This is a genomic window from Novosphingobium arvoryzae (assembly GCF_014652615.1).
Classification (GTDB): Bacteria; Pseudomonadota; Alphaproteobacteria; order Sphingomonadales; family Sphingomonadaceae; genus Novosphingobium; species Novosphingobium arvoryzae.
On the sequence record NZ_BMZD01000001.1, the window covers coordinates 430,016 to 455,078 of the forward strand.

The 25,063-nt window shown below is 66.3% G+C and carries 24 protein-coding genes; 18 read left to right on the top strand and 6 right to left on the bottom strand.

What is annotated here, in order from left to right; genetic code table 11:
- The first annotated feature begins 60 nt into the window (after positions 1–60).
- The 8 genes from IE113_RS02060 (at position 61) to IE113_RS02095 (ending at position 11,741) form a co-directional block, all read left to right on the top strand.
- Entirely contained in the window at positions 61–1,038 is a 978-nt protein-coding gene (locus IE113_RS02060) for an alpha/beta hydrolase (protein ID WP_189538737.1), read from the top strand.
- Positions 1,039–1,040: 2 nt separating this feature from the next.
- The gene (gene uxaC / locus IE113_RS02065; protein WP_189538738.1) at positions 1,041–2,438 is read left to right on the top strand and encodes a glucuronate isomerase; all 1,398 of its coding nucleotides are present in this window, start codon (positions 1,041–1,043) and stop codon (positions 2,436–2,438) included.
- A complete protein-coding gene (locus IE113_RS02070) occupies positions 2,435–3,796 on the top strand; it encodes a mannitol dehydrogenase family protein (RefSeq protein WP_229822076.1) in 1,362 nt (453 codons plus the stop codon). The genes uxaC and IE113_RS02070 overlap by 4 nt, the downstream gene beginning before the upstream one ends.
- A 16-nt stretch (positions 3,797–3,812) precedes the next feature.
- On the top strand, positions 3,813–6,149 hold the full coding sequence (locus IE113_RS02075; RefSeq protein WP_189538739.1) for a glycoside hydrolase family 3 protein: 2,337 nt from the start codon (positions 3,813–3,815) through the stop codon (positions 6,147–6,149).
- Positions 6,150–6,195: 46 nt separating this feature from the next.
- Positions 6,196–7,128 (top strand): peptidylprolyl isomerase, encoded by a 933-nt coding sequence (locus IE113_RS02080; protein ID WP_189538740.1) that lies wholly within the window; start codon positions 6,196–6,198, stop codon positions 7,126–7,128.
- The gene (locus IE113_RS02085) at positions 7,055–7,435 is read left to right on the top strand and encodes a DUF1905 domain-containing protein (RefSeq protein ID WP_308430031.1); all 381 of its coding nucleotides are present in this window, start codon (positions 7,055–7,057) and stop codon (positions 7,433–7,435) included. The genes IE113_RS02080 and IE113_RS02085 overlap by 74 nt, the downstream gene beginning before the upstream one ends.
- A gap of 265 nt (positions 7,436–7,700) precedes the next feature.
- Positions 7,701–10,181 carry a TonB-dependent receptor gene (locus tag IE113_RS02090; RefSeq protein WP_189538741.1) on the top strand — a complete coding sequence of 827 codons (2,481 nt, stop codon included), beginning with the start codon at positions 7,701–7,703 and terminating at the stop codon, positions 10,179–10,181.
- Between the two features lie 87 nt (positions 10,182–10,268).
- Entirely contained in the window at positions 10,269–11,741 is a 1,473-nt protein-coding gene (locus tag IE113_RS02095; RefSeq protein WP_229822077.1) for an MmgE/PrpD family protein, read from the top strand.
- A 7-nt stretch (positions 11,742–11,748) separates the two neighbouring features.
- On the opposite strand, the gene IE113_RS02100 is transcribed toward IE113_RS02095, so the two are convergent.
- Together IE113_RS02100 and IE113_RS02105 are read right to left on the bottom strand one after the other, a co-directional pair.
- A complete protein-coding gene (locus IE113_RS02100; protein WP_189538742.1) occupies positions 11,749–12,306 on the bottom strand; it encodes a nuclear transport factor 2 family protein in 558 nt (185 codons plus the stop codon).
- Entirely contained in the window at positions 12,303–12,953 is a 651-nt protein-coding gene (locus IE113_RS02105; RefSeq protein WP_189538743.1) for a hypothetical protein, read from the bottom strand. Before IE113_RS02105 ends, IE113_RS02100 begins: the two co-directional genes overlap by 4 nt.
- A gap of 211 nt (positions 12,954–13,164) precedes the next feature.
- Between IE113_RS02105 and IE113_RS02110 the strand changes: the two genes are divergently transcribed.
- From IE113_RS02110 to IE113_RS02155, 10 genes are all read left to right on the top strand, one after another.
- Positions 13,165–13,620 carry a hypothetical protein gene (locus tag IE113_RS02110; RefSeq protein ID WP_189538744.1) on the top strand — a complete coding sequence of 152 codons (456 nt, stop codon included), beginning with the start codon at positions 13,165–13,167 and terminating at the stop codon, positions 13,618–13,620.
- Positions 13,617–14,150, top strand: coding sequence for a DoxX family protein (locus IE113_RS02115; protein WP_229822078.1), 534 nt, complete (start codon positions 13,617–13,619; stop codon positions 14,148–14,150). The genes IE113_RS02110 and IE113_RS02115 overlap by 4 nt, the downstream gene beginning before the upstream one ends.
- Before the next feature lie 45 nt (positions 14,151–14,195).
- Positions 14,196–14,672, top strand: a complete 477-nt coding sequence (locus tag IE113_RS02120) for a hypothetical protein (protein WP_229822079.1) — start codon at positions 14,196–14,198, stop codon at positions 14,670–14,672.
- Entirely contained in the window at positions 14,672–14,866 is a 195-nt protein-coding gene (locus IE113_RS02125) for a hypothetical protein (protein WP_189538745.1), read from the top strand. The genes IE113_RS02120 and IE113_RS02125 overlap by 1 nt, the downstream gene beginning before the upstream one ends.
- Before the next feature lie 2 nt (positions 14,867–14,868).
- Complete coding sequence (locus IE113_RS02130) at positions 14,869–15,189, top strand: hypothetical protein (RefSeq protein WP_189538746.1); 321 nt, start codon at positions 14,869–14,871, stop codon at positions 15,187–15,189.
- 159 nt (positions 15,190–15,348) lie between these two features.
- Positions 15,349–16,227, top strand: a complete 879-nt coding sequence (locus IE113_RS02135) for a VOC family protein (RefSeq protein ID WP_229822080.1) — start codon at positions 15,349–15,351, stop codon at positions 16,225–16,227.
- 53 nt (positions 16,228–16,280) lie between these two features.
- Positions 16,281–17,498, top strand: coding sequence for an acyl-CoA dehydrogenase family protein (locus tag IE113_RS02140; RefSeq protein WP_229822081.1), 1,218 nt, complete (start codon positions 16,281–16,283; stop codon positions 17,496–17,498).
- A 31-nt stretch (positions 17,499–17,529) separates the two neighbouring features.
- Entirely contained in the window at positions 17,530–18,537 is a 1,008-nt protein-coding gene (locus IE113_RS02145; protein ID WP_189538748.1) for a cupin domain-containing protein, read from the top strand.
- 18 nt (positions 18,538–18,555) lie between these two features.
- Complete coding sequence (locus tag IE113_RS02150) at positions 18,556–19,443, top strand: fumarylacetoacetate hydrolase family protein (RefSeq protein WP_189538749.1); 888 nt, start codon at positions 18,556–18,558, stop codon at positions 19,441–19,443.
- Positions 19,440–20,426: an ABC transporter substrate-binding protein gene (locus IE113_RS02155; protein WP_189538750.1), complete on the top strand. Its 987-nt coding sequence runs from the start codon at positions 19,440–19,442 to the stop codon at positions 20,424–20,426. The genes IE113_RS02150 and IE113_RS02155 overlap by 4 nt, the downstream gene beginning before the upstream one ends.
- Positions 20,427–20,503: 77 nt before the next feature.
- Here the strand turns inward: IE113_RS02155 and IE113_RS02160 are convergent, their stop codons facing one another.
- The 4 genes from IE113_RS02160 to IE113_RS02175 are packed head-to-tail and all read right to left on the bottom strand — an operon-like array spanning position 20,504 to position 24,974.
- Complete coding sequence (locus IE113_RS02160; RefSeq protein ID WP_189538751.1) at positions 20,504–21,643, bottom strand: CaiB/BaiF CoA transferase family protein; 1,140 nt, start codon at positions 21,641–21,643, stop codon at positions 20,504–20,506.
- Positions 21,643–22,815 (bottom strand): acyl-CoA dehydrogenase family protein, encoded by a 1,173-nt coding sequence (locus tag IE113_RS02165; protein ID WP_189538752.1) that lies wholly within the window; start codon positions 22,813–22,815, stop codon positions 21,643–21,645. Before IE113_RS02165 ends, IE113_RS02160 begins: the two co-directional genes overlap by 1 nt.
- Before the next feature lie 48 nt (positions 22,816–22,863).
- Complete coding sequence (locus IE113_RS02170; protein WP_229822083.1) at positions 22,864–24,039, bottom strand: Rieske 2Fe-2S domain-containing protein; 1,176 nt, start codon at positions 24,037–24,039, stop codon at positions 22,864–22,866.
- Positions 24,040–24,041: 2 nt separating this feature from the next.
- Positions 24,042–24,974, bottom strand: coding sequence for an SDR family NAD(P)-dependent oxidoreductase (locus IE113_RS02175; protein ID WP_189538753.1), 933 nt, complete (start codon positions 24,972–24,974; stop codon positions 24,042–24,044).
- Between the last annotated feature and the right edge of the window lie 89 nt (positions 24,975–25,063).

Genomic DNA, 25,063 nt, shown 5'->3' on the forward strand with positions numbered 1-25,063 from the left:
GCGGCCGGGTTCCAGCCGGATCTGGTGCTGGCGTTCTTGCAGCCACTCGCGGGTGCTGGCGTGACCCTGGGGCGGCGCGATCTGCTGGGCCTTGGGCTGGCTGCGGGGGCGGCAACGGTTGCCGGGCCGCTGCGTGCCAGTTCGCCCGGTCAACCGGCGGAAGTCTCCCGAATCGACCTCTGGCCGAACGGGGCGCCGGAGGCCGTACCCGCCGGACTTGCCGTCAAACTGACGGAGCGTTCCGCCGATCCGGCCATTCGCGATCGCAGTCTGACCGGCGTGATCCAGCCGTGGCTCGATCACTTTCGCCCGTCGCGCCCAAACGGTGCGGCCATCATCGCGATCCCCGGTGGCGGCTATCGCCACATGGCCTGGGACAAGGAAGCACTGGATGTTGCCGCGTGGTTCGCTGCCCGTGGGGTGGCGGGCTTTGCCCTGGCCTATCGCTTGCCGAATGACGGCTGGGAACGCGGGCTGGATACCCCGCTGGCCGACGCCCAGCGGGCCGTCAGGCTGGTGCGCAGCCGAGCGCGCGAATGGGGAATCGACCCGGCCCGCATCGCAGTGATCGGCTTTTCGGCCGGCGGGCATCTGACCGCGAATCTGGCTGCCCGGCATGACCAGCCGGTCTACCCGGCGCAGGATGCGGTCGACCGTCTATCTGCCCGGCCTGATCTTGCCGCGCCCATCTATCCGGCCGTGCTGCTGGAGCAGCTGGCGGCGACTGTGCCCGCCGGCCAGTCATTGTTCGGCGCTGCCACGGGCGCGGATGACCTTGCCCGCCATTCGCCGCACCTGCACGCCCGCGCCGATGCGCCGCCCCACTATCTGGTGCATGCCGAGGATGACCCATTGGTCGGACCAGAACATGCACTGGCGCTGCGCAGTGCGCTCCGGGCCAAGGGTGTGATGGTCGAGACCCACCTGCACGCCCGCGGCGGGCACGGATTTGGCTTGCGGCACCTGGCTGGCACTTCTTTGGTTGATTGGCCGGCGCGACTGCTGGACTTTGGCCGCATGACCGGATGGATTTCGTGACTATGCCCAATCTTGAACTGCACCCCGACCGGCTGCTGCCCGTCGATCCGGATACCCGCGCGATTGCGCGCCAGCTTTACGGCACGATCAAAGACCTGCCGATCATCAGCCCGCACGGACACACCGATCCGGAATGGTTCGCGACCAATGCGAACTTTGGCAACGCGGCAGAACTGCTGTTGCACCCCGACCACTATGTCTTCCGGATGCTCTATTCGCAGGGAGTGCCGCTGGCCGCACTGGGCATTGGCAATCCCGCTGCCGACCCGCGCGAGAGCTGGCGGCTGTTTGCCGAGCGCTATCACCTGTTTCGCGGCACCCCGTCGCGGATGTGGCTGGACTGGGTCTTTGCCGAGGTGTTCGGCATGGGCGTCCAACTGGGTGCGGCCACCAGCGACCTCTATTTCGATACGATCACCGAAATGCTGGCGACCCAGGGTTTCCGCCCGCGCGCCTTGTTCGAACGGTACAATATCGAAGTCATCGCCACCACGGAAAGCCCGCTGGACAGTCTGGAGCACCACGCGACGATCCGGGCATCGGGGTGGCAGGGGCGGGTTATCACTGCCTATCGGCCCGATCCGGTGATCGATCCGGAGTTCGAAGGGTTTCAGGCCAATCTCGATGCCCTGTCGGCCCTGACCGGAGAGGATTGCCGGTCGTGGCAAGGCTATCTGGCCGCGCACCGCCGCCGCCGGGCGTTCTTTGCCGAGATGGGGGCGACGAGCACCGATCACGGTCATCCCACTGCGCAGACCGCCAACCTGACCGCAGCGGAGAGCGAGGCGCTGTTCGCCAAAGTCAGCAGCGGCCGGTTCACCCCCGCCGAGGCGGAGCTGTTCCGGGCCCAGATGGTGACCGAAATGGCGGCCATGAGCCTTGATGACGGGCTGGTGATGCAGTTGCACCCCGGTTCGTTCCGGAACCACAACGCGGGTCTGTTCACCGCACTGGGCCGCGACAAGGGCGCGGATATCCCGACCCGTACCGACTATGTCCATGCGCTCAAGCCGTTGCTGGACCGGTTTGGCAACGAGGCGGGACTGTCACTGATTCTCTTTACCCTCGACGAGAGTGCCTATGCCCGGGAACTGGCGCCGCTGGCCGGGCATTATCCCTGCCTGAAGCTGGGGCCGGCATGGTGGTTCCACGACAGCCCGGAAGGGATGCGCCGGTTTCGCGAGATGACCACCGAGACGGCCGGGTTCTACAACACCGTTGGCTTCAATGACGATACGCGGGCGTTCCTGTCGATCCCGGCCCGGCATGACGTGGCCCGGCGGGTCGATTGCGCGTTCCTGGCCCGGCTGGTCGCCGAACACCGGATCGAGGATTGGGAAGCCGCCGAACTGGCGCAGGACCTGACCTACAACCTGGCCAAGGCGGCATACCGGCTGTGAGGCTGTCGGCAGGAAACCGCGCGCGGCTCGATCAGGCGGTGGCCGATTTCGGCTATGACCGGGCCAGCCAGCAGGTCGGTATCGTCCACCTTGGCATCGGCGCGTTCCACCCGGCGCACCAGGCCTGGTATACCGACCGGGCAATGGCGGCGGGCGACCGCGATTTCGCCATCGTTGGCGTATCGTTGCGCTCGCCCGCCGTCGCGGAGCAGCTGAACCCGCAGGATGGGCTCTATACCGTTACCGAGCGTTCGGACGGGGCGGCCGCGACCCGGCTGGTCGGCGCGGTCCAGCGGGTGCTCGTTGCGGATCAGGCGCGCGATGCGGTGCTGGGCAGTCTGAGCGCGGCGCAGACCGGCATCGTCAGTCTGACGGTCACCGAAAAAGGCTATTGCCGGGCGGCGGATGGCAGCCTTGATTTCGCGGCTTCCGGGGCGGGCAGTTTCTATCCCTTGCTGGCGGAGGCGTTCCAGCAACGCCGGGCAGCCGGGGCGGGCGGGCTGACGCTGCTCAGCTGCGACAACCTGGCTGACAACGGGCGGCAGCTGGCGCGGCTGATGGGGGAATACCTCGACCGCCACGATCCGGCCCTGCGTTCCTGGTTCGATGCGGAATGCGCCTGCCCATCGACCATGGTCGACCGGATTGTCCCCGCGACCACGGCTGCGGACCGGGCCGAACTGGCCGCGCGGATCGGGCTGGACGATCACGGCGCGGTGATGACCGAGCCTTTCAGCCAGTGGGTGATCGAGGACACGTTCGTCGCACCGCGTCCGCGCTGGGAAGCGGTGAGAGCGGAACTGGTCAGCGATGTTCGGCCCTATGAGATGGCCAAGCTGCGGATGCTCAACGGAGCGCATTCGCTGCTGGCGTACTGCGGGTTGCGGCGCGGCCACGCTTACGTTCATCAGGCCATCGCCGACCCGGCGATCCGGCAACTGGTCGAAACCCTGCTGCGCGACGAAGCCGCGCCTACGGTCGCGGCCGCGCCCGACCAGGACCTGGAGCGCTATGGGCAGGCCCTGGTCGCGCGCTTTGCCAATCCCGCCTTGAACCACCAGCTGATCCAGATCGCGATGGATGGCAGCCAGAAGCTGCCCCAGCGCTGGCTGGAAACGCTGGCGATCCATCAGGCGCGCGGGCAGCAATGCCCGGCCATTCTGACGGGCATCGCCGGGTGGATCCAGCACTTGCGCGGAGCCAACGGGCCGGTCGACGATCCGCGCGCCGGTGTGCTCTCCGCCGCTGCGCAATCAGCCGATCCGGTGTCGGCGCTGTTCGGGCCGGATGGCGCGCTGGCTTCGGCCTGGCTCCCTTCCGCTGCTGACCGCGCTGCCATCAACGCCCATCTCGACTGATTGTCAGGAGCCTTCCATGCGTCGCCCGCTTGCCCTGTTCCTTGCCGTGTCCGCCCTGCCACTGCTGGCCAACACCGCCCCGGCGCAGCCCGAGATCGCTGCCCGGTCCAAGCCGGTGCTGCAACTGGGCGCGCTGCGCTTCAAGGACCTGAATGCCAACGGGCAGCTTGATCCCTACGAGGATTGGCGGCTGCCGGCCAAAGCCCGTGCCACCGATCTGGTGCAGCGCATGACTCTGGCGGAAAAGGCCGGGATGATGCTGATCGCCACCAACAACCCCGATTGCGGCGGCGGCATTTCCGATCTTGGGCGCGACCTGATCGACACGCAGAAGATGACCCGTTTCATACTGCGCGCGAAAGTGGTGGGTGAAGCGCCGGATTGCAGCGTCAAGCTGACCGGCTTTGCCCTGCGTGGCGGCTATCCGCAGACCCCGCTGCAGATGGCGGGCTTTACCAATGCGGTGCAGGAACGGCTGGAGGGCGGACGGCTGGGTATCCCCGCGCTGTTCAAGGACAATGCCCGCAACCATGTCGAAACCAACCCGATGTTCGGGATCGCTGCCGGGGCAGGGGCCTTTACCGAGTTTCCCAAGGAAGCGGGTCTGGCAGCCGCCGTGCTTGGCGCGGGCGCGCCGGTCGATGCGCGGGGCACCATTCCGGCGCGGTTGCGGGGCGACATGGGCCTGATCCGGGATTTCACTGGGGTCATGGGACGGGAATGGCGGGCCATCGGCCTGCGCGGGATGTACGGCTACATGGCTGATCTGGGCACCGAGCCGCGCTGGGCCCGGTTCCACGAAACCTTTACGGAAGACGCCGACCTGATGAGCGGGATCATCGGCACGCTGGTCGGGGGCCTGCAGGGGCCGGTCCGGGCGGATGGCACGTCTCTCTCCCCCGCTTCGTCCGTGGCGCTGACGATCAAGCATTTCCCCGGCGGCGGGCCGCAGGAAATGGGCTGGGACCCGCATTATACTTTCGGCAAGAACCAGCTCTATACCCATCCCGGCGGCAAGTATGGCTTCGGTTATCACCTCAAGCCCTTCCGCACCGCGATCGCTGGCGGCGTATCGTCGATCATGCCCTATTACGGGGTGCCGATCGGCGTCACTTATCAGGGCGTGAAATACGAAGAGAACGGCATGGCGTTCTCGCGCCAGATCGTGACCGACCTGCTGCGCGGCAAGCTGGGTTTCAAGGGCAACGTCAATTCCGACAGCGGCGTGATCGAACAGCGCGGCTGGGGTCTGGAAAGCTATCGCATCAACCCGGAAACCGGCCGCCCCTATGACCCCGCCGACAGGACGGCCATTGCCATCCGCAGCGGCACCGACGTGCTGTCGGAATTCGCGCGCAACCAGACGATCATTGATCTGGTTGGTTCAGGACGGCTGGGAGAGCGCGAACACATCGACCCCGCAGTGGTGCGCCTGTTGACCGAGCAGTTCCAGCTTGGCCTGTTCGAGAACCCCTATGTCGACGCTGCCGCCGCCCCGGCGGCGATCGGCCGCGCGGAAGATCGTGAACTTGGCCTTGCGGCGCAGCGTCGCTCGATCGTGTTGCTGCAGAACCGCAACGGGCTGCTCCCGCTCAAACCGGGCGCGCGGGTCTATGTCATGGGGTTCGATCCGGCCGCAGCCCGCAATGCCGGACTGCAGGTGGTCGATGGCAACACCGCCACCCGGACCCCGGTGCCAGCCGGAACGGATGCCGTGCTGATCAAGGTGCAGGTCAGCAATGCCGGGGCGCGGGCCTATTCCTCGCGCGGGGCGGAGCTGGGGGGCAGGGCGGTCGGCCCGGAATTTCCGCTGATTGACCCGCGCACCGGCCAGCGTCAGGCCACGTGGGGGGCGCAGGACCCCTGCGTGTACGAGGCCGACAAGCCCCAACAGGCCGAAACGGCCGATGGCTGCCTGGACAGCGGCCTGATCTTTGGCGGGGCTTTCCCGTGGGAGGCGAACATGCTGGCGCTTTCGGACATGGCCAAGGCGCAAAGCTGGACGATGACCCCGTCTTTGTCCGAAATTCAGGCCGCCATGCGGGAAATCGGCGATCCCGGCCGGGTCGTAATCTCGATCTACTTCCGCAACCCCTACATCCTCGACGAGGCTAGTCAGGTGCGCCAGGCTGGGGCCCTGATCGCCACTTTCGGGGTCAGTGACCGCGCGCAGTTCGATGTCTTGACTGGCGCGGCCCGTCCCCAGGGCCGCTTGCCGTTCGCGCTGCCGGCCAACCGCGCGGCGGTGTTGAAGCAGCATCCTGATGCGCCGGGCTATGCCGAAGTGCGCGGCGGTGTGCTGTATCCTTATGGTTTCGGTCTGGGCTATCCCGGGGCTGCGCAAGGTCGCTGAGGTGCCGGGCCTTCCCCTGCGGTCGGGGCAATGGCATGGTCATTCCATGCGTATGTTCCTCCTCCCCATCGCCGCCTTGCTGAGTCCCGGATCGTTGCTGGCTGAAACCCGGCCCGCCCTGTCTCCGCCCGAAATCGTCGCGGTGGCCCCGGCGAGCGACTGGGTGCGGATCGCACCGGCAGACCTGCTGGTGATGGACCTGGCCCCCACCGCCGCCAGCACGCCCCGCCGCGTGGTGATCCAGCTGCTGCCCGCGCCGTTTTCGCAAGGTTGGACCGGCAATATCCGCAAGCTGGCGGCGGCGCGGTTCTGGGACGGGACCGCCGTGGTCCGTGTGCAGGACAATTACGTTGCGCAGTGGGGCGATCCGGAGGCGGAAGACGCGGCGAAGGCCAGGCCGCTGCCGACCGATTTGGCGGTGATGGCGGAAAGCGCCTACACCACGGTCTTGCCGAAAGGGACGCCGGTCGTGTCCGGCGCATCGCGCGGCGACACTTATGCCAACCGGACCGCGTTCGTGGCAGGTTGGCCGGTCGCGCTGGATCGCGTGAAGACTGGCGGTGCCGGGGCCTGGCCGATCCACTGCTATGGCATGGTCGGTGCGGGCCGCAACATGTCGCCCGATACTGGAACCGGGGCGGAGCTGTATGCCGTGATCGGCCACGCCCCGCGCCATCTGGATCGCAACATCGCGCTGGTTGGCCGGGTGATCGAGGGGATCGAGCATCTCTCCAGCCTGCCGCGCGGAACCGGGCCGCTGGGCTTCTATGAAACGGCGCAGGAGCGCACCGCCATCACCGCCGTCCGGCTCGGCACCGAACTCGCCGATCTCCCGGCCTATGAATACCTCTTCACCGAGAGCGCCAGCTTTGCCCGCTATGCCGATGCCCGCGCGAACCGGCGCGATGCGTTCTTCATCCGGCCCGCCGGCGGCGCGGACATCTGCAATATCCCGGTGCCGGTGCGGCGCGCCAAATGACCGAGCGTATTACCCACACCGGCCCGCTCTGGCGCTGGACGGGGGCACCAACGGCACTTGGCATTTCCTGACGATTGACGGCGCGGCGGGCGAGGCGCTGTCGGCCACCGCGCTGATGCGGCGGCTGGAGCGGACCATCGGCGGGTTCGGATCGCTGAAAGTGCGCGCGACGATCGGCGATACCGTGTTCGCCACGTCGGTCTTCCCTTCGCGCGAACAGGGCTGGATGCTGCCGGTGAAAGCGGCCGTGCGGCGCAGTGAGGACCTGGCCGAGGGCGATCTGGTCACGGTGACGCTGGAGCTCTGATCCGCATGACGAGCCATTCCGGCGCTGTCCAGACTACGGACAAGCCGGCGAAAGACAGGGCTGCGCACCGGTTGATGCGTTGACGCCCCCACACCCCGAATTTATGCACAATGCAGTTTCTAGATTTGCCATTCAACGAAATGGCGACGCGTTGGATTGCGGCTGATGCACGATGTCACCGTGATCGCGCCAACAGCACAAGAATTCAGCCCGGCGACGGGACTGATGCCGATACATTGGGTACGAACAAGTGGGGAGGATGATGATGAAGCTCGATCTGAAGAGCATTGCGCGCATGGGTGCCAGCACCGGCGCCATGATGCTGGCGCTGACCGGCACGGCCGCGCTGGCCCAGCCGGCCATGGAAGAGGACGCCCAGACCGGCAATGGTGGCATTGCCGAAATCATCGTGACCGCGCAGCGGTCCGAAACCAAGCTTCAGGACACCCCGCTGTCGATCGTCGCGGTCGGTGGGCCGGAACTGGAACGCCAGGGCACCGATAGCCTGGCCGGGTTCGATACCTTCATTCCAAACGTCACCATCGGCGGCACTGCCGCGCAGGGTAACGCGATCATCAACGTCGCGATCCGCGGGATCGGTGGCGCGCCGCAGGGCTTCATCACCCAGGAAGGCGCCGTCGGCATCTATGTCGACGATATCCTGTTCGCCCGCCCCAACGGCGCGCTGCTGGATCTGCTGGACGTAGAGCGCGTCGAAGTGCTGCGCGGGCCGCAAGGCACGCTGTTCGGCCGCAACACGGCGGGCGGCGCGATCCGCTATGTCACCAAGCAACCGGCTGACAAGCTGGAAGGTTCGATCAAGGTCGCCGCTGGCCAGCGTGACCGGTTCGACGTGTCTGGCATGCTGAACCTGCCGCTGGGCGATACGCTGGCGGCGCGCTTCTCGTTCGCGAAGAAGAGCCGCGATGGCTATGTCCGCCGGATCATCGACAATTCCTATGTCGGCGGCGGGGATTCCACCACGATGCGCGGTCAGCTGCGCTGGAACCCGACCAGCCGTCTGGAAGTGGGCCTGTCGGCCGACCTGATCCGCACCAGCGACAATGGCCAGCCCTCGCTTTCGACGAACTTTTCGCCGACGGACCTCTATCCGGCCGCGCTCTATGGCGTGAGCATTCCGGGCGATCCGCCGCCAAGCCCGGCCGCCTACAACTCGCTGCGCGCCACCGCGCCGCTCTCGGTCTCGCCTTCGGGCTACACCAACGCGGCGTCGGACTTTGCGTTCTACTACGGCCAGGTGCGCGGCAAGTATGAGATCTACGGCGGCCTGACGCCGGACCTCAACAAGTTCAAGAGCTATGGCCTGACCGGGACCATCGCCTATGAGCTGACCGACAACCTCACGGTCAAGTCGCTGACCGGCTATCGTGACATCGACCAGATCCAGAACCAGGACTGGGATCGCACCCCGATCCCCTTGGTCCAGCTGAACGATACGACCAACATCGAATACTTCACCCAGGAACTGCAACTGAACGGCTCGTTCTTCGACAACCGGTTCAAGTGGGTCGCGGGGGCGTTCTATTACTGGGACGATTCGATCAACATCCGTCGCCGGTTCGATCCCTCGGCCGGGGCCAACAGCGCTTCGCAGGGCGATGTCGGCAAGGGCAGCTTTGAATCGAAGCACATCAAGACCGAAAGCGTCGCGCTGTTCACGCAGGGGACGTTCGCCGTCACCGACGCGCTCAGCCTGACCGGCGGCGTGCGCTGGGGCGAGGACAAGAAGACCTTCACCTCGTTCCGCGAAGGGCGCGGCCAGGTCTGCATCGCTGGCGGTCAGCGCGTGGCTGCGGTCGGCACCCCGGCCAGCTGCCCGGCGGGTTCGGTTTCCACCCCTGCGGCGCAGACGGTGAACGGCAAGTGGTCTAGCGTGTCGCCGCGCTTCAGCATCGACTATCGCTGGTCGCCGGAAATCATGACCTACATCTCGGCAGCCAAGGGCTACAAGGGTGGCGGGTTCAACGATGGCATCCAGACGCGCTGCTATCGTTCGCCGCTGCCCGATTGCGGCCTGAACGAATACATGCCGGAAAACCTGTGGACCTATGAAGCCGGGATCCGCACCGACCTGTTCGACCGCCGCGTCCGCCTGAACCTGACGGCGTTCCTGACCAAGTACAAGGATCAGCAGATCCAGCTGGCCGACCCCGGTCCGCCGCCGCTGGTCTACACCGTCAACGGCGACTCCACCGTCAAGGGCTTCGAGGCTGAATTCCTGGCCAGCCCGGTTCAGGATCTCGTGCTCAAGGCCAGCCTGGGCTACGTCGATGCCGGGTATGACGAGGACATCCGCGGCGCCAGCGGCGCGGTGGCGATCACCCCGGCAGTGCCGTTCTATCGCAGCCCGAAGTGGTCCTACACCCTGGGCGCCAGCTACAAGGTGCCGGTGGGCGAAGCGGGCGACGTGGCTCTGGACCTGAACTGGGGCTGGAAGGACAAGCAGCTGAGCTATCCCAGCCCGACCAACTTCGTGGTCCTGCCGTCCTACGGCCTGCTCAATGGCCGGATCAGCTTCGAAGCGGCGGCCGGCTGGTCGGTTGCGGTGTTCGGCAACAACCTGACCAACAAGTACTACCTGACCGGCGGGTTCGACCCCAGCGGTCCGTCGTCCAAGCCCACTCCAGGCCTGACCGGCGTGGCGCACGACCGGGTGTTCGGTTTCACCATGCTCGACGTGGGCCGCCCGCGCGAAGTGGGTGTGGAGCTGAGCTACAAGTTCTGATCGCTCAGGCTTGAAGGAAAACGCAAGGGGGCGGGGCTTTTCGCGAAGTCCCGCCCCTTTCGCGTGGCTGACGGGAAAGGAAATGCCATGTTCGACCGCCGCCTGTTCATCGGCTCCGCGCTGACTGGCGCGCTGGCCGCGCCATGGGCCGCGCGTGCCGCCACCCCCGCCGCGCAGGCCGATGCCATCGTTCCATTGGCCGAGCATATGCTGGGCGGGCGTTATGACGATCTGCACTCGGCGGCGCTGGAGACGAGCCGGGCGCAATTGCGCGACACCGTCGGCGTGGCGCTGGCCGGACGGGGCGAAAGCGGCGTGCGCCAGCTGCGCGATCTGGGCGCGGAGCTGGGCGGCAAGGGGGAAAGCGCTGTGTGGGGCAGCGACTTGCGCCTGCCCGCCCAGGAAGCCGCGCGGATCAACGCGGTGATGGTTCACGCGCTGGAATACGACGACACGTTTGGCCCCGGCTTCCTTCACCCCTCCGCGATCATGTTCCCGGCGGCACTGGCGGCGGCGGACATGGTTGGCGGGGTGAGCGGGCGGGAATTGCTGACGGCGGTGACGCTGGCGAACGATATCGCCTGCCGCCTGTCCATCGCCGGGCAGCCGGGGGTCGATGGCTTCGCGATCGGCTGGCACAACACCACGCTGGTTGGCTACGTCTCGTCAGCGCTGGTCGCGGGGCGGCTGATGCGGCTGGACCGGGACCAGCTGGTCCACGCGGCGGGCATCGCCGCACATCAGGCGGCGGGCAATGCGCAGTCGCATGTCGATGGCGCGCTGACCAAGCGGATGGGACCGGGCTTTGCCTCGGCCGCCGGGGTGCTGGCGGCGCGGCTGGCGGCGCGCGGGGTGACGGGGCCGGTCGGCGTGCTGGAAGGGCGCAAGGGCTGGTTCACCCAATATCACAAGGGGATCTATTCACGCGATCTGCTGCTGGGCGGCCTGGGGCGGGATTATCCGGGGGTGGCCATGTCGTTCAAGCCGTGGCCGTCTTGCCGGGGATCGCATACTTCGGCGGATGCGGCGCTCCAGCTCGCGGCGGCATTGGGATCGCGCACCAGCCAGATCGAGCGGATACTGGTGCGCAGCGGCCCGGCGGAATGGAGTTTCCTGACCACTCCGATCGAACGCAAGCGCCAGCCCGCCACCACGGTCGAGGCGCAGTTCAGCGTGCCGTGGGTGGTCGCCGCCGCGCTGACCGATGGCAAGGTCGGCATTGCCCACTTCACCCCCGAAGCACTGCTGCGCGCCGATGTCCGGGCCATGGCCGCGCGGATCGAGACGGTGCAGGACGATGCGCTGGCCAACCCGACCGGCGGGCCGGGCGCGGCAGTGGTGGAAGTGACGCTGCGTGGGGGCAAGACCCTGCGCCGCCATGTGGCCGCCGCGAAGGGCGATCCGGGCGTGCCGATGACGGCGGCGGAAGTGACCGCGAAGTTCGACGACTGCCTGGACTATGCCGGGATCGCGGCCGCCCGTCAGGCAGAGCTGCGCAGCGTTCTGGACAGCATCGATAGGCTGGCGGACATCCGTGCCCTGACCGCCGCGATGGCCTGACCGGAGCTTACAGCCCCGCCCAGGGCAGCGGCTTTTTCCACGGCACCAGGTTGCGGTCCCAGGTGGAAATGCTGAACCGGCGGAACTTCCATGCGCCGCCTTCGGGCACGCATTCGCAAGTGAAGTACCCCAGGCTGCGCACCCCGCGCGTGGCCTTGGCGGTGTTGGCATTGAAGTGGGTGGCATAGGCATAGACGATGCAGCCCGGCCCGGCGGGGACAAAGCGGAACTGCCCGGCCTCGTGCATCCAGATGTCGTCGCCCTCGCGCTCACGCATGGCGATGAGGTTGCGGAACCAGCCCAGGATGGCGGCGTGGTCGCGATAGGCGTTGCCTTTGCCCACCACCAGCGCATCGGCGGTGAACAGGCTCATGAATTCGTCCTCGTCCGAGCAGTCATAGGCCCAGAGGTAGCGGGTAAACAGGTCCTCGATCCCGGCGCGGTCCTCCAGCGCAAGCTTGCCCGCGCGGCGCGCGCGGGCGGCGGCAGGCAGAGAGGCCGCCCCCGCCACGCCCAGCCCCAGCAGCCCCAGCGCGCGGCGGCTGATTCGGCCCGCGCCGCTCATGCCCGGTCCCCGGCGGCGGGGCGGCTGGCAAAGCGCAGCGCCAGCATCGCGATGAACGAGGCTAGCGGCGGCAGCCAGTCCCGCGGGGGCAGGCGGCGGTCGGCGGATCCCATGAACCACGATGCGGCCATGACCAGCGCCATGAAGCCGACGAAGAACAGCACCATAGCCGTGGTGCCATTGCCGGTTTCGGCGGGCTGGCTGTCCGGCGTCTGCCACAGCCAGCGCGGTTCGTTGCGGATGTTCAGCATCGAGCGGTAATAGGCGCCATAGCCCAGCAGGACCATGCCGTTGATCACCAGTTCCTGCACGCCGGTGTAGTAATGCCGCGCCCCGTGCGATCCTTCGACCACGATGTTGAGATAGGCGATCATCACCGTGATCGGGAACTCCATCACCGCCACCAGCGGGGTGAAGCGGTTGACCAGCGCCAGCAGGCCCAGCGTGAATTCGATGTACTTGACCAGCGGGTAGAGCCCGACCTTGTCCAGCTCCACCATGAAGTGCCCGACCGGGGAGGCCGGGTTGAAGAATGCGGAGGGTACCCAGCCAAAGAAGATATAGGCCCCGCCCGAATAGAGCAGGTGGCTGGCAAAGAGGATGCGGAAGAACGTGACGAACTGCCACTGGAACGATCTGGACGGCACGAATTCTCTCCCATCATGCTTGTGATTTGCCGATTACGCTGGACCGGACCGGGGCGTGGGGCAAAGCCCAATGGGCGCATCGTCCGGTTTTCGGACAGCGCCGGGGATTGGCATTTATCGTCGCTCTGGATCGGTGCTACGCCCTGCGGCAACGAGAACCGCGTGGCGGGCGCTGCATCTGGCAGGCGCAGCTAATGTCGGAGGAGGGGATATGCTAACGGCAAGCCGCGCCAGCCTGAAGGCGCTGTCGATCGGGATCGGGCTGCTGTTCACCGGCGCCGTCTATTACACCATGCATTACAACCCGCGCTGGGACTGGACCGCGCCGGGGGTGGGCAAGCTGCCGCGCGATATCGTGGCCGAATTCATGGACCGCGCCTATGCCCAGGGGCAGGGCGGCACTGCGCAGCTCAGCTATTTCGCGAAGGACGCCGCCGACAGCGCCCCCGCCGCGCAGGACCGCCGCGATGGCGCGCCCATCCCGCACCAGGTCCGGCAGGTGATCGCGCAGGGCATGACCGTGGCCGTGATCCACCGCATCGGTCCCGCGCGCGGAGAGCCGGCGCAGGACGTGATCGACGTGTTCACGATCAAGGATGGCCGGATCGCGGCGCGGGAGCGTTATCCCACCCGGTTCGCCGCGCCAGGGCAGGAGGATGCATCGTGAACGACGACCGGATCGAAATCGCCCTGAACGCCGGCACGCTGTGGCGCGCGGTCATCACGCTGCTGCGCCTGTTTCTGGGCGCGTGGATGCTGAACAGCGGATACAGCTACTGGGCGCAGGAATTTGGCTTGCCGCCCGCCTTTCCGCAGCCGTTCGGCACGCTGCCCGCATCGAACCAGATGCTGGTGACGATGGTCGAGGTTGGCCTGTTCGACTTTGTGAAGACGGTGGAAGTGATCGGCGGCCTGTGCCTGATCTTCGGCGTGTTCGTGCCGGCGGCGACGCTGCTGCTGCTACCGGTGTCGGCCGTGGTGTTCTATAACGCGGTGTTCCTGAACCTGCGCACCGACCGGCTGTTCAGCCCGACGTACATGGGCGTGTCGTGCCTCTACATCAACGTGATCGTCGCGCTGGCCTATGTCCGGCATTACCTGCCGATGCTGGCGCTGCATTCCGCGCCGGGCAGCCTGCGCGATCTGGCGGCGCTGCCGACGATCTTCAAGCAACCGGATAGCAATCAGCATACCTGACGCGCCGCCAGCCGCGCCGCGTCAGGGTCTATGGGGAGAACGGGCGTGGCCCAGAACAAGACGATGTATTACATCATAACGTGGATCCGCCTGTTCTTTGGCGCGCATCTGCTGTTTTCCGGCGGGCGTTACATCCTGACCGGCTATATGCCCGCCATTCCGGGGATCGGCGGCGAATGGGCCGATGCGAACGCCGCGATCGGGTTGTACCAGGCGGTCAAGTACATGGAATTCGTGTTCGGCGTGATGCTGCTGACCAATCGGTTCGTGCTGCTGGCGCTGATCCTGGAAATGCCCGCCTCGGTGAACATCTTCTGGCTGAACACGTTCATCGTCGCCACGCCGCGCCAGCTGTTCACCGGGCCGCAGGAACTGTTCCTGAATGGCGTGCTGCTGCTGGCTTACAGCGGATATCTGGGCGCCGCGCTGAAGCCCCGGCTGGAGCCGCTGTGGCTGTGGAACGCGAACCGCGCCTACAAGGACAACTATGCGGACAAGGTCCGCGCCGAAGGAGGGCTGTGATGGGCAAGCCGGAAATGAACGCGATCATCGCCTGTATCGTGCTGAGCCTGGCGGTGTTCATTGGCTCCACCGGGCTGGGTTATGCCGTGTACCGCCCGCTGCGGTATTACGACATCTTCTCGCTGGTCATTTCGTGGGCCGGTCTGGCCTTTACCATGTGGCGCGCGCGCCGTGCCGGCGGAACAGGAGAATGACGATGAACATCCGGCCTATGACCTTCAGGATGGCCTTCACCGCGGCCAGCGCGACACTGCTGCTGGCGGGTTGCAAGGGCGGCGATCTGCCGCCGGAAAACCGCTGCGCGATGTACTGGGACTATTACTACAACGCCGGGCTGGGCAAATCGCCGGCCGAGCGGCAGAGTGCCGAAGGCGTGGAGTTTGGCGATATCCGCGCAATCGTGAAGGCCGATCCTTCGGACAAGACCAAGGTCTGCCAGAAGATCCTGAACGATGCCTTCCCCGGCGATCCGGCCTTGCAGGGCGTGACCGGGCCAATCCCGCCCGCGTCCGAGTAAACCAAGGAAAAATCAGGGGCCCCGGTCCGTTTGTTTCGGGTGCTGTCCGCCAACCGGACGGCACCTGCGAAAGCCGGACCGGGGCCACATTTTTCATTTTCTAGAATGGCGAATCTAGAGTATTCCGAATTCAGGGAGAAGATAGAGATGATTCGGTCGATGGCTTATCTTGGGCTGACCACGCCGGCAGTGGCCGAATGGCGCGGTTTCGGGTCCGACATCCTGGGGCTTCACCTGATTGACGATGGCGCCGATGGCGCGGCGCGGTTCCGCATGGATGATGCCGATTGCCGCCTGTGGGTGCATCCCGGCGCGCAGAACGACATTGCCTATATCGGCTGGGCCTTATCCGGCGAGGCAGAGGCACTTGCCCTGAAGGCCCGGATCGAGGCAGCGGGGCCAGTGCTGACCAGGGCCAGCGCGGAGGAAGCCGCCGCCCGCCGCGTGGCCGGGTTCTATGCATTTACCGATCCGATGGGTTTTCGCCACGAACTCGCCTGGGGCCAGTTCGTTTCTCCCGGCAGCTTCACGCCGGGCCGACCGATGAGCGGGTTCAAGACCGGCGATCAGGGCATGGGCCATATCGTCCTGCTGGTGCCGGATCTGGCGGCGGCGGACCGGTTCTACCGCGATGTGCTGGGCTTCAACCAGTCGGACCGGATTACGGACGGCGGGCGCGAACTGCTGTTCTATCACTGCAACGGTCGCCACCATTCGCTGGCCATCGGCAGCCCGGCTCCGGGGATGCGCGGCGCGCACCACCTGATGCTGGAAGTCAACTCGCTCGACGACGTCGGCATCGCGGTCGATCGCTGCGCGGAACTGGACGTGCCGGTCAGCAAGTCGATCGGCTGCCACACCAATGACCGGATGGTGTCGACCTACATCTTCTCGCCGTCGGTCCTGCGGATCGAATACGGGTTTGGCGGGCTGGCCATCGACGATCTGTGGGAGCCGAAGAGCTACACCCGCACGTCGATCTGGGGGCACAAGGAACTGCGCCCCGATCTGCCGCCCGCGATGATCGTCGGAAACTGAAGCAAGCCGCGCCCGGTTCGTCCGGCGCCCAATCGAAGCAAGAGGACAGCAGCATGCAGGTATCGAAAATCACCGCAGCGGGAGAAGCTGAAGTCACCAACGTCGCCGATGTCCGCGCGCGGATCGAAGCGGCGATGCCGGTGCTGGCCGAAGAAGCGCTGGCCAGCGAGGAACTGGGCCAGCTGACGCCCAAGACGCATGAAATCCTGCGCGACAGCGGCATCATCCGCATCTTCCAGCCCAAGGAATACGGCGGGCTGGAAGGCAACCCGGTGGAATTCGCCCGGCTGATCATGGACCTCGCCTCCAACGCCCCGTCGGCGGGCTGGGTCTGTGGCGTGGTCGGGCTGCACAGCTTCGAATTCGCGCAGACCGATCCGCGCCTGCAGGAAGAAGTCTGGGGCGAAGACGTCGATACCTGGACCGCATCGCCTTACGCGATGTTCGGCCGCGCCACCAAGGTGGAGGGCGGCTGGCGGCTGACCGGGCGCTGGCCGTTCTCGTCGGGCACTGATTATTGCGACTGGGCCGTCGTTGGCGGCCTCGCCGAAATGGAGCCGGGCTCGGGCCAGTTCACCGAGCCGCACCACTTCATCATGCCGCGCAGCGACTATGAAATTCACCATGACAGCTGGGACACGATGGGCCTGCGCGGCACCGGGTCCAAGGACATCGAGGCGAAGGACATTTTCGTCCCCGATTACCGCGTGCTGAGCGTGAAGAAGCTGAACGCGCGCGACTATCACCGTGCCAACCGTCCGGACTCGCGGCTCTATGAAGTGCCGTTCGACTACCTGTTCCCCGGCGTGATCTCGGCCTCGACCATCGGCATCGCCGAGGGCGTGGTGCGCAGCTATCAGGAATATGCGGCAGAACGCGTCAACCGCGGCGGGATCAAGTCGATCGACAATCCCTACCAGATGGCGGCGCTGGGTTCGGCGCTCGCGGATATCGCGGCATCGCGGCTGCAGCTGCTGGATGGTTTGCAGCAGGCCTATGACATCGCGATGGCCGGCGGCACCGTCCCCAATGCGCTGCAGCACGAAGCCCGCCGCAACCAGGTGCGCGCCGTGCGCCGCGCTGCCGATGCCGCGCGCACCGTGTTCGACACCGTGGGAGGCAATGTCGCGCGCGTGACCAACCCGATCCAGCGCTTCTACCGCGATATGTCGGTGGCGATGTGCCACGCCTGCAACGTGGACGAGCCGGTCTATGCCGCGCAGGCCGCCTACATGTTCGGCAAGCCGGTTCCGGCGGGCGTGATCGTCTGATCCGGACACCGGACTGAAAGGGGAGGCGGGCATGGCGTCTGACGCAATCGACCAGGCGGTGCTGGACCAGTGGCGCGCGCACAATCTGGCGCCGCTGTGGCTCAGCCCCACCGCGCACAAGCCGCCCGCACCTCCGCAGGCCGCGCACTTGTGGGAATGGGCCAAGACCCGCCCCTTGCTTGAGCATGCCTTCAGCGCGACGTCCCCCGATGTGGTGGAGCGCCGCGTGCTGCAATACCTGACGCCCTATTCCAAGGGGCCGGAGGATGAATACACCGTCGGCACGATGCTGGCCTGCGTCCAGTGCCTGCTGCCCGGTGAAACCGCGCGCCCGCACCGCCATTCGATGGGCGCGCTGCGCTTCGTGCTGGAAGGCAGCGGGGCGACGACCTTCGTCAACGGCAAGCCCTGCCCGATGGAATACGGCGACCTGATCCTGACGCCCGCATGGTGCTGGCACGAACACCGCCACGAAGGCGATGCGCCGGTGCTGTGGCTCGATGCGCTGGACGTGCCGCTGCATGGCTATCTTGGCACCGGCAAGTTCCAGCCGCCGCCGGTGGTGGACCTGCCCGAAACGCTGCCCGACGCGGCGCTCTCGGCGGTCGGCTTCCTGCCGGCCGAGGGCGTGCCGGCGGCGAGCCATTCGCCGGTGTTCCGCTATCCCTATGCCGACGCGAAACGCGCGCTGGCGAGCACGCCGCCCGCGGCCGATGGCTCACGCACGATCCGCTATTCCAACCCGGCCACGGGCGGGCAGGCGCAGGCGCTGCTCGATTGCACGATGGTCGCGCTGGAACAGGGGCGTCCCACCACCGCGCGGCGCAGCAATGCCAGCACCGCCTGTCTGGTCGTGGCGGGATCGGGCCGCTCGACGATTGGCGACAAGGTGATCGAGTGGGGCGAGAAGGACTTCTTCACGATCCCGCAGGGCAATTTCGCCAGCCATGAGGCAACCAGCGGTGAAGCGCACCTGTTCATGCTGTCCGACCGCGACGTGATGCGGCGGCTGGGTGTGTTGACCGAAGAAACCGCCTGAACGGGAACGGCACTGACCATGAGAATTGCGATTTACGACGACGGCAAGCTGGGCCTGGTGCAGGACGGCATGGTCCACGATGTCAGCGCGGCTCTGGCCGTGCTGCCGCAGGGGGACAAGCCCTGGCTGGCAAGCCCCGGCGACCTGCTGATCCGCCACCTCGATGCGTTGAAGCCAGCGATCACCGCCGCCCTTCCGGGTTCGGCAGCGAAGCCGGTGGCCGAGGCACGGTTCCTCTCCCCCGTGCAGCACCCGTCCAAGATCATCGGCGTGCCGGTCAACTATCACGAGCACGTGGTCGAGGCGGAATCCGATGTGGCGACCTTTTCCGACCGGTTCAGGGGCAGCATCGAACAGCAGGGCTTCTTCCTGAAAGCGGTCAGCGCGCTGGTCGGGCCGGGCGAGGGGATCACCCTGCGCTTCCCGGATCGCCGCAACGATCACGAGATGGAACTGGGCGTGGTCATCGGCCGCACCGCCAGCAACATCGGCGTGGACGAGGCGCTGTCGGTGATCGCGGGCTATGCCATCGCGCTCGACATGGTGGTGCGCGGGCCGGAAGACCGCAGCCTGCGCAAGTCGGGTGACAGCTACGCCGTGCTGGGTCCCTGGCTGGTCACGGCGGACGAAGTGGCCGATCCGCAGGCGCTCGATTTCTTTCTCAATGTCAACGGCGAGGCGCGGCAGGCGTCCAACACCGGGCGGATGATCATGTCGATTGCCGAGCAGATCGCCTACGCCTCGCGCTTCTACACGCTTCATCCGGGCGATATCATCATGACCGGCACCTGCGAAGGTGTTGGTCCGGTTGTGCCCGGCGACACCATCGCCTGCGGGATCACCGGCATTGCCGACATGACCGTCGCCATCCATCCCGCCTATGCCGACAAGAGGGTCCTGAAGTGAGCAAGCTGCAACTGTCCGTCGCGGTCGGCAATTACGACCGCTGCCGTCCGCTGTTCGATGGGGACGTGCAGATCGACGGGGTCGATCCGGTGTTCATGCGCCTCTCGCCAGAGGAAATCTTCTTCCGCGCGTTCCGGCAGGCCGAGTTTGACATTTGCGAGCTCTCGCTGTCGTCCTCCACCGTGAAGGCGGCCAACGGCACGCTGCCCTATGTCGGCGTGCCCGCGTTCCTGTCGCGGATGTTCCGCCATTCGGCGTTCTATGTCCGCAAGGACCGGATCAAGCGGCCCGAAGACCTGAAGGGCAAGAAGGTTGGCTTGCCCGAATACCAGCTGACCGCGATGGTCTGGATCCGCGCGTTCCTGGAACAGGATTACGGCGTCGCGCCGGAAGACATCACCTGGGTGCGCGGCGGCATTTCCGATGCGGACCGGCCGGAAAAGATCAAGCTGGACCTGCCGGAGGGCATCCGCCTGATCGACGCGCCCGCCGGCAAGACGATTTCGCAGCTGCTGGCCGAGGGCGAGATCGACGGCTACATCGCCCCGCGCGCACCGGACCTGCCCGCTGGCACGCCCAATATCGGCTGGCTGTTCGACGACCCGATGGTCGAGGCGATGTCCTATTACAAGCGCCGCCAGATCTTCCCGATTATGCACATCGTCGGCGTGCGCCGCAGCATCGCCGATGCGCACCCGTGGCTGCCCGGCGCGGTGCTGAAGGCGTTTACCGAGGCCAAGGACCAGTGTCTGGAGCACTTGCGCGAAACGTCGGCGTGCAAGATCACGATGCCGTTCGTGGATGAGCGCCTGCATGCCGACATGGCGCTGATGGGCGAGGATTTCTGGACCTACGGCATCGAAAAGAACCGCCACGTGCTGGAGGATTTCTTCGCCCAGCATCACCGTCAGGGCCTGTCCTCGCGGCTGGTGACGCCGGAAGACCTGTTCCACCCCGCGACGTTCGAGCAGTTTACGATCTGAGATCCGGGATCAGTCCGGAAAAGAACAGGGGCCACCTGCCGATCTGGCGGGTGGCCCCTTTCTTTCGTCCCTTGCGATCAGGCGGTGAAGCCGAACTCCGCCGCGATCGCGTCTGCGTTGGCGTTGAGCACCGGGGGCGGGGGCGGATCGTCGCGCCGCGCGCCGTCGAGGCGGATCGGGCTCTTGATGCCGATCACTTCGCCCATCTCGGGGTGGACCGTGCGGGCGAAGGTGCCAAGGTGGCGAACCTGCGGATCGTCCGCCACTTCGTCCACGCGGTTGACCGGCGCGCCGGGGACGCCTTCGGCGGCAAGGCGCTGCACCCACTCCGCGCGGGGGCGGGCGGCGAACACGTCCAGCAGGATCTCGCGCAGCTCAGGGTAATGCTTCGTCCGCGCCGCCGGGGTGGCAAAGCGTTCATCGGCGGCCAGATCGGGCCGTTCGATTGCTTTCAGCAGGCCTTCCCAGAACTTCTGCACGGATGAGAAGTGGACTGTCACCAGCAGGCCGTCCGCCGCGCGCAAAGTATAGGCCTGCGAAATCCGCACCCGCGTTTCCGGGCCGGAAACGATCCCCGCGCGGCTGTATTGGGCAAAGGCATCGGGCATGAACGAGATTGCCGCTTCGAGCATGTTGACCTCCACATGGCCGCCCTGGCCCGTGGCGGTGCGGCGCAGCAGTGCGCCGAGAATGCCCTGTGCGGCGTACATGCCGGTGATGTTGTCGGCGATGGTCGGGCCGGACATGCGCGGGTCTTCCGGGTCGAGCAGCAGCGACGACAGGCCCGACAGCGCCAGCGGCACGCTGTCATAGGCCGGGCGGTCCTTGTAGGGGCCGTCCGTTCCGAACCCGGTGATTGATGCGCGGATCAGGCGCGGGTTGAGTGCGCCGAGGGCCGCATTATCCAGCCCCATCTTCTCCATCACGCCGGGGCGGAAGTTTTCCAGCACCACGTCGGCGCGTTCCAGCAGGCGCCTGAGGTTCGCCAGACCTTCGGGCGAGCGCAGGTCCAGCTGCACGCTTTCCTTGCCGCGGTTGTAGGCCACGAACGGCGGGCTGTAGCGCCCCCCGCCATGTGCGCGGAACGGGTCGCCGGTTTCGGGCAGTTCCACCTTGATCACCCGCGCGCCCATGTCGGACAGCATCATGCCCGCCAGCGGCGCGGTGACCATGGTGCCGAGTTCGACGACCAGCAGGGCGGACAGCACGTCCTGCATCAGAGACCCGCGTTCTTGAGGATCGAGCGCGCCATCGTGGTCTTCAGCACTTCGGTCGGGCCTTCGGTGATGCGGAAGCTGCGCAGGTCGCGCCAGTAGCGTTCCAGCGGGGTTTCGCGGGTAAGGCCCATGCCGCCGTGCAGCTGCAGGCAATCGTCGATCACCTTGAAGCCGTTTTCGACGCCCGTGACCTTTGCCATGAAGGTCTCGACGCGGGCATCCATGCCGAGGTCGAGCTTGGCTGCGGCATCGTGCACCATCAGGCGCGTGGCATGGAGCCGCATGTAGCCATCGGCCACCATCCACTGCACGCCCTGGCGATCAGACAGCAGCGCGCCAAAGGTCTTGCGCTGCTTCACATAGGCGGCGGTCATTTCCAGGCAACGCGCCATTGCCCCGCACGAATGCGCGCCGTGGCGGATGCGGCCGTGGTTGAGGAATTTTTGCGCCAGGGCAAAGCCCTTGCCTTCCTCGCCGATCAGGTTCTCGGCCGGGATTTCGGCGTCTTCGAGAATGATCTCGTACGGCGTGTCGCCCATCATGGTCATTTCGGCCGGGCCGATTTTCACACCGGGGGTGTTCATTTCGACGATGAAGCACGAGATGCCGCCGCGCGCGCCCTTTTCGGGGTCGGTCACGGCCATGACCTGCGCGAAGTCAGCGGTCGCGGCCTTGGTGATGTAACGCTTGGTCCCGTTGATCTTCCAGCCCTTGTCCGTCCGGACCGCGCGGGTGCGCATCGAGGCCGGGTCTGAACCGGCATCGGGTTCGGTCTGGGCGAAGCAGGCCTTCAGTTCACCGCGCAGGACCGGCATCAGATAGCGTTCGCGCATTTCGCCCTGCAGGCCCAGCAGGATCGGGCCGACCGTGGGGCCGAAAATCCCGTGGTCGCGCGCCGAAACCGCCGTGGTGCGGGCGATTTCTTCCCAGAAGATCGCCAGCGGCAGCAGGCCGAGCTCTGCGCCGCCCAGCTCTGCCGGTACTTCCATCAGCCAGAAACCGGCGGCCTTGGCCTTGGCCGCCACCGCGTCCTCGACGTCCTTGGGCAGCTTGCCCTCGATCGTCACGTGCTTTTCCAGCGGGCGCAGCTCCCGGTCCACGAAGCGGCGGATGCTGTCGCGGAACTGGATCAGCTCTTCCGGCAGGTTATGGTCGGGCATGGTTTCGTACATGGCTTCAGGCTTCTCCAGGCGGCGGGGCCGGCGCGGTCAGATGGCGGGTCAGGAAACGGCTTCGTTGACCTGCTTGGGCATGTGGGCATCGTGCGACAGGCGCTGCCACTGCTTGCCCGGCTGGCCCTGCTCGATCGCTTCCATCTCGCGCCAGTAGATCCGGCGCAGGGTGACGATGCCCATGTCCGACCGGCCCAGCTTTTCCTGCGACCGGTCAACGATGGTGCCCTGTCCGACAGCGGCGACATAGTCCTGCGCGGAGGTCAGCTGGACCAGCTTGTCGTCCGGCATCTTGTTCTCGAAGAACAGCTCGTCGTGGTGGTCGGCCGGGTTGTATTCCGAATACTTCTCGAAATACTCGCGGATGCGGGCGTCGGTGGCGGGATCGGTCGACGGGATCGAATAGATCAGGAACCGCATGGTGTTCTCATCGTCCACCGGGGTCATCCAGACGCCCACGTCCACCCACGGATCGTCCGGCTCCAGCGTCGGGTGCGATACGTGGTTGTTGTTGGGGAAGGTCCAGTCCGACACGCGGGTCGACCCGGCAGAACGCACGGCGGTCTGGCGGATGCCGGCGTCGGTTTCCTCGTACGACAGTTCCGGAATGGTGTTGGCCACGACCTTGCCGAACGAGCCGACCGTGCCCCAATGGTGCACGAAGCTGACGTGGACCGCGTCCATCGAGTTTTCGACCTGTTGCAGCCAGTTGCACGGCCAGGTTTCAAGCCGGGCGAACTGCAGCGCGCCGGGGCGTTCGAACACCGACTTGCGCGGCAGCGAGAATTCCGGCGCCTCGCCTTCGCCCATGTAGGCAAAGATCAGCCCGGCGTATTCGTGGGTGGGATAGCTGACCACGCGGATCGGCGGCTGCTTGGTGTCCGGTTCGGCCGGGCGGTGGGTGCACTGGCCGCTGCCGTTGAACTGCCAGCCGTGGTAGATGCAGCGGATCTCGTCACCATCGACCCAGCCATTGGCCAGCAGCGTTAGCCGGTGCGGGCAATAGCCGCCGACCAGGAACGTCTTGCCGCTTTCCCCGCGATAGAGCGTCAGGGTTTCGCCCATGACCTTGATCGTCTTGGCCTTGCCCGCGACCAGCGCCTCGGCGATCGCGACCGGCTGCCAGAACTTGCGCAGCAGCTTGCCCATGCTGGTATCCGCGCCGGTCAGGTGCAGCTGGCGCAGGCGTTCTTTCATCGGCAGCGGAGTGGGTGCATCGCTCATCGTCATTTCTCCTGACTGATCGGATCGGGGTGCTGCTCTGGAACCAGCTTTTCAACCGGTTCGCCAAAGCGGGTGATGTAGGTCTTGGCCGCGAAGTCGCGGATGTTGACGCCGGTGTGGTCACCGGGGGTCCACGTCGGGTACTTGTGCCGCAGCCCGGCATCGACGGGGATGTCGATCCCGGTGATGATCTGCGCCTCGTCAGAGGCGAGGAACACCGTTGCCCAGGCCAGGTCCGACGCGCGCGGAAAGCGCTGCAGCGGCAGCATCTTCAGGTAATCGTCGCGCGAATAGAACCCGCCGCGCGTGGGTTTCTGCCAGTTCGGGTCCAGCACTTCGTCGCGCATCAGCGTCCACAGCTGGTGCTCCATCGCGCACGGAGTGACCGTGTTCACGCGGATGCCGTACTGCGCCAGGTCCATCGCCGCCGAACGCGCGAAGCTGAGCAGCGCGGCCTTGGACGAGGTATAGGCAGTGCCGTCCGCCTCGCCGAAATGGGCGGCGGTGGACAGCAGGTGAATGATCGAACCGCCATGCCCGGCATCGATCATCGCCTGCGCGGTATAGCGGGTGGTGAGGAGGCCGGCGGTCGGGAAGCTGAGGACGGATTCGTTCCAGTCGTCCATGTCCATGTCGAGCAGGTGCGACCAGTGGACGCGGCCCGCCATGTTCACCGCGATGTCGACCCGGCCATAGGTCGCGACCGTTTCAGCCACGATCCGGCGCACGTCATCCTCGACCGTGGCGTTGCCCTGCACCGGGTGGGCGGTGAAGCCCTTGGCGCGGATGAAGTCCACCGTTTCCTGTGCGGCGGCCAGGCTGATGTCCGACACCACCACGCTGGCTCCCTCGCGCGCCAGGAAGTGGGCAATGGTCCCGCCGATGTTCGGCCCCGCGCCAAATACGATCGCGACCTTGTCTGCCAGCCTGTCCATTCCCGCCCCTCGAAAAGTATCCCGCACGAATCACGTCGTGCCGGGTTGTGCCGTATGCTGTTTGTTCAATCCCCCGGCCGCGCGAAACA

Bases quoted from the DNA above. Each gene is read 5' to 3' on its own strand.
- IE113_RS02135 (WP_229822080.1), top strand. From the start codon at position 15,349: ATGGCTTATCTTGGGCTGACCACGCCGGCAGTGGCCGAATGGCGCGGT.
- IE113_RS02090 (WP_189538741.1), top strand. From the start codon at position 7,701: ATGAAGCTCGATCTGAAGAGCATTGCGCGCATGGGTGCCAGCACCGGC.
- IE113_RS02150 (WP_189538749.1), top strand. From the start codon at position 18,556: ATGAGAATTGCGATTTACGACGACGGCAAGCTGGGCCTGGTGCAGGAC.
- IE113_RS02085 (WP_308430031.1), top strand. From the start codon at position 7,055: ATGCGTTCTTCATCCGGCCCGCCGGCGGCGCGGACATCTGCAATATCC.
- IE113_RS02100 (WP_189538742.1), bottom strand. From the start codon at position 12,306: ATGAGCGGCGCGGGCCGAATCAGCCGCCGCGCGCTGGGGCTGCTGGGG.
- uxaC (WP_189538738.1), top strand. From the start codon at position 1,041: ATGCCCAATCTTGAACTGCACCCCGACCGGCTGCTGCCCGTCGATCCG.
- IE113_RS02165 (WP_189538752.1), bottom strand. From the start codon at position 22,815: ATGTACGAAACCATGCCCGACCATAACCTGCCGGAAGAGCTGATCCAG.
- IE113_RS02145 (WP_189538748.1), top strand. From the start codon at position 17,530: ATGGCGTCTGACGCAATCGACCAGGCGGTGCTGGACCAGTGGCGCGCG.
- IE113_RS02110 (WP_189538744.1), top strand. From the start codon at position 13,165: ATGCTAACGGCAAGCCGCGCCAGCCTGAAGGCGCTGTCGATCGGGATC.
- IE113_RS02140 (WP_229822081.1), top strand. From the start codon at position 16,281: ATGCAGGTATCGAAAATCACCGCAGCGGGAGAAGCTGAAGTCACCAAC.
- IE113_RS02080 (WP_189538740.1), top strand. From the start codon at position 6,196: ATGCGTATGTTCCTCCTCCCCATCGCCGCCTTGCTGAGTCCCGGATCG.
- IE113_RS02130 (WP_189538746.1), top strand. From the start codon at position 14,869: ATGAACATCCGGCCTATGACCTTCAGGATGGCCTTCACCGCGGCCAGC.
- IE113_RS02160 (WP_189538751.1), bottom strand. From the start codon at position 21,643: ATGCAGGACGTGCTGTCCGCCCTGCTGGTCGTCGAACTCGGCACCATG.
- IE113_RS02075 (WP_189538739.1), top strand. From the start codon at position 3,813: ATGCGTCGCCCGCTTGCCCTGTTCCTTGCCGTGTCCGCCCTGCCACTG.
- IE113_RS02095 (WP_229822077.1), top strand. From the start codon at position 10,269: ATGTTCGACCGCCGCCTGTTCATCGGCTCCGCGCTGACTGGCGCGCTG.
- IE113_RS02125 (WP_189538745.1), top strand. From the start codon at position 14,672: ATGGGCAAGCCGGAAATGAACGCGATCATCGCCTGTATCGTGCTGAGC.
- IE113_RS02175 (WP_189538753.1), bottom strand. From the start codon at position 24,974: ATGGACAGGCTGGCAGACAAGGTCGCGATCGTATTTGGCGCGGGGCCG.
- IE113_RS02170 (WP_229822083.1), bottom strand. From the start codon at position 24,039: ATGAGCGATGCACCCACTCCGCTGCCGATGAAAGAACGCCTGCGCCAG.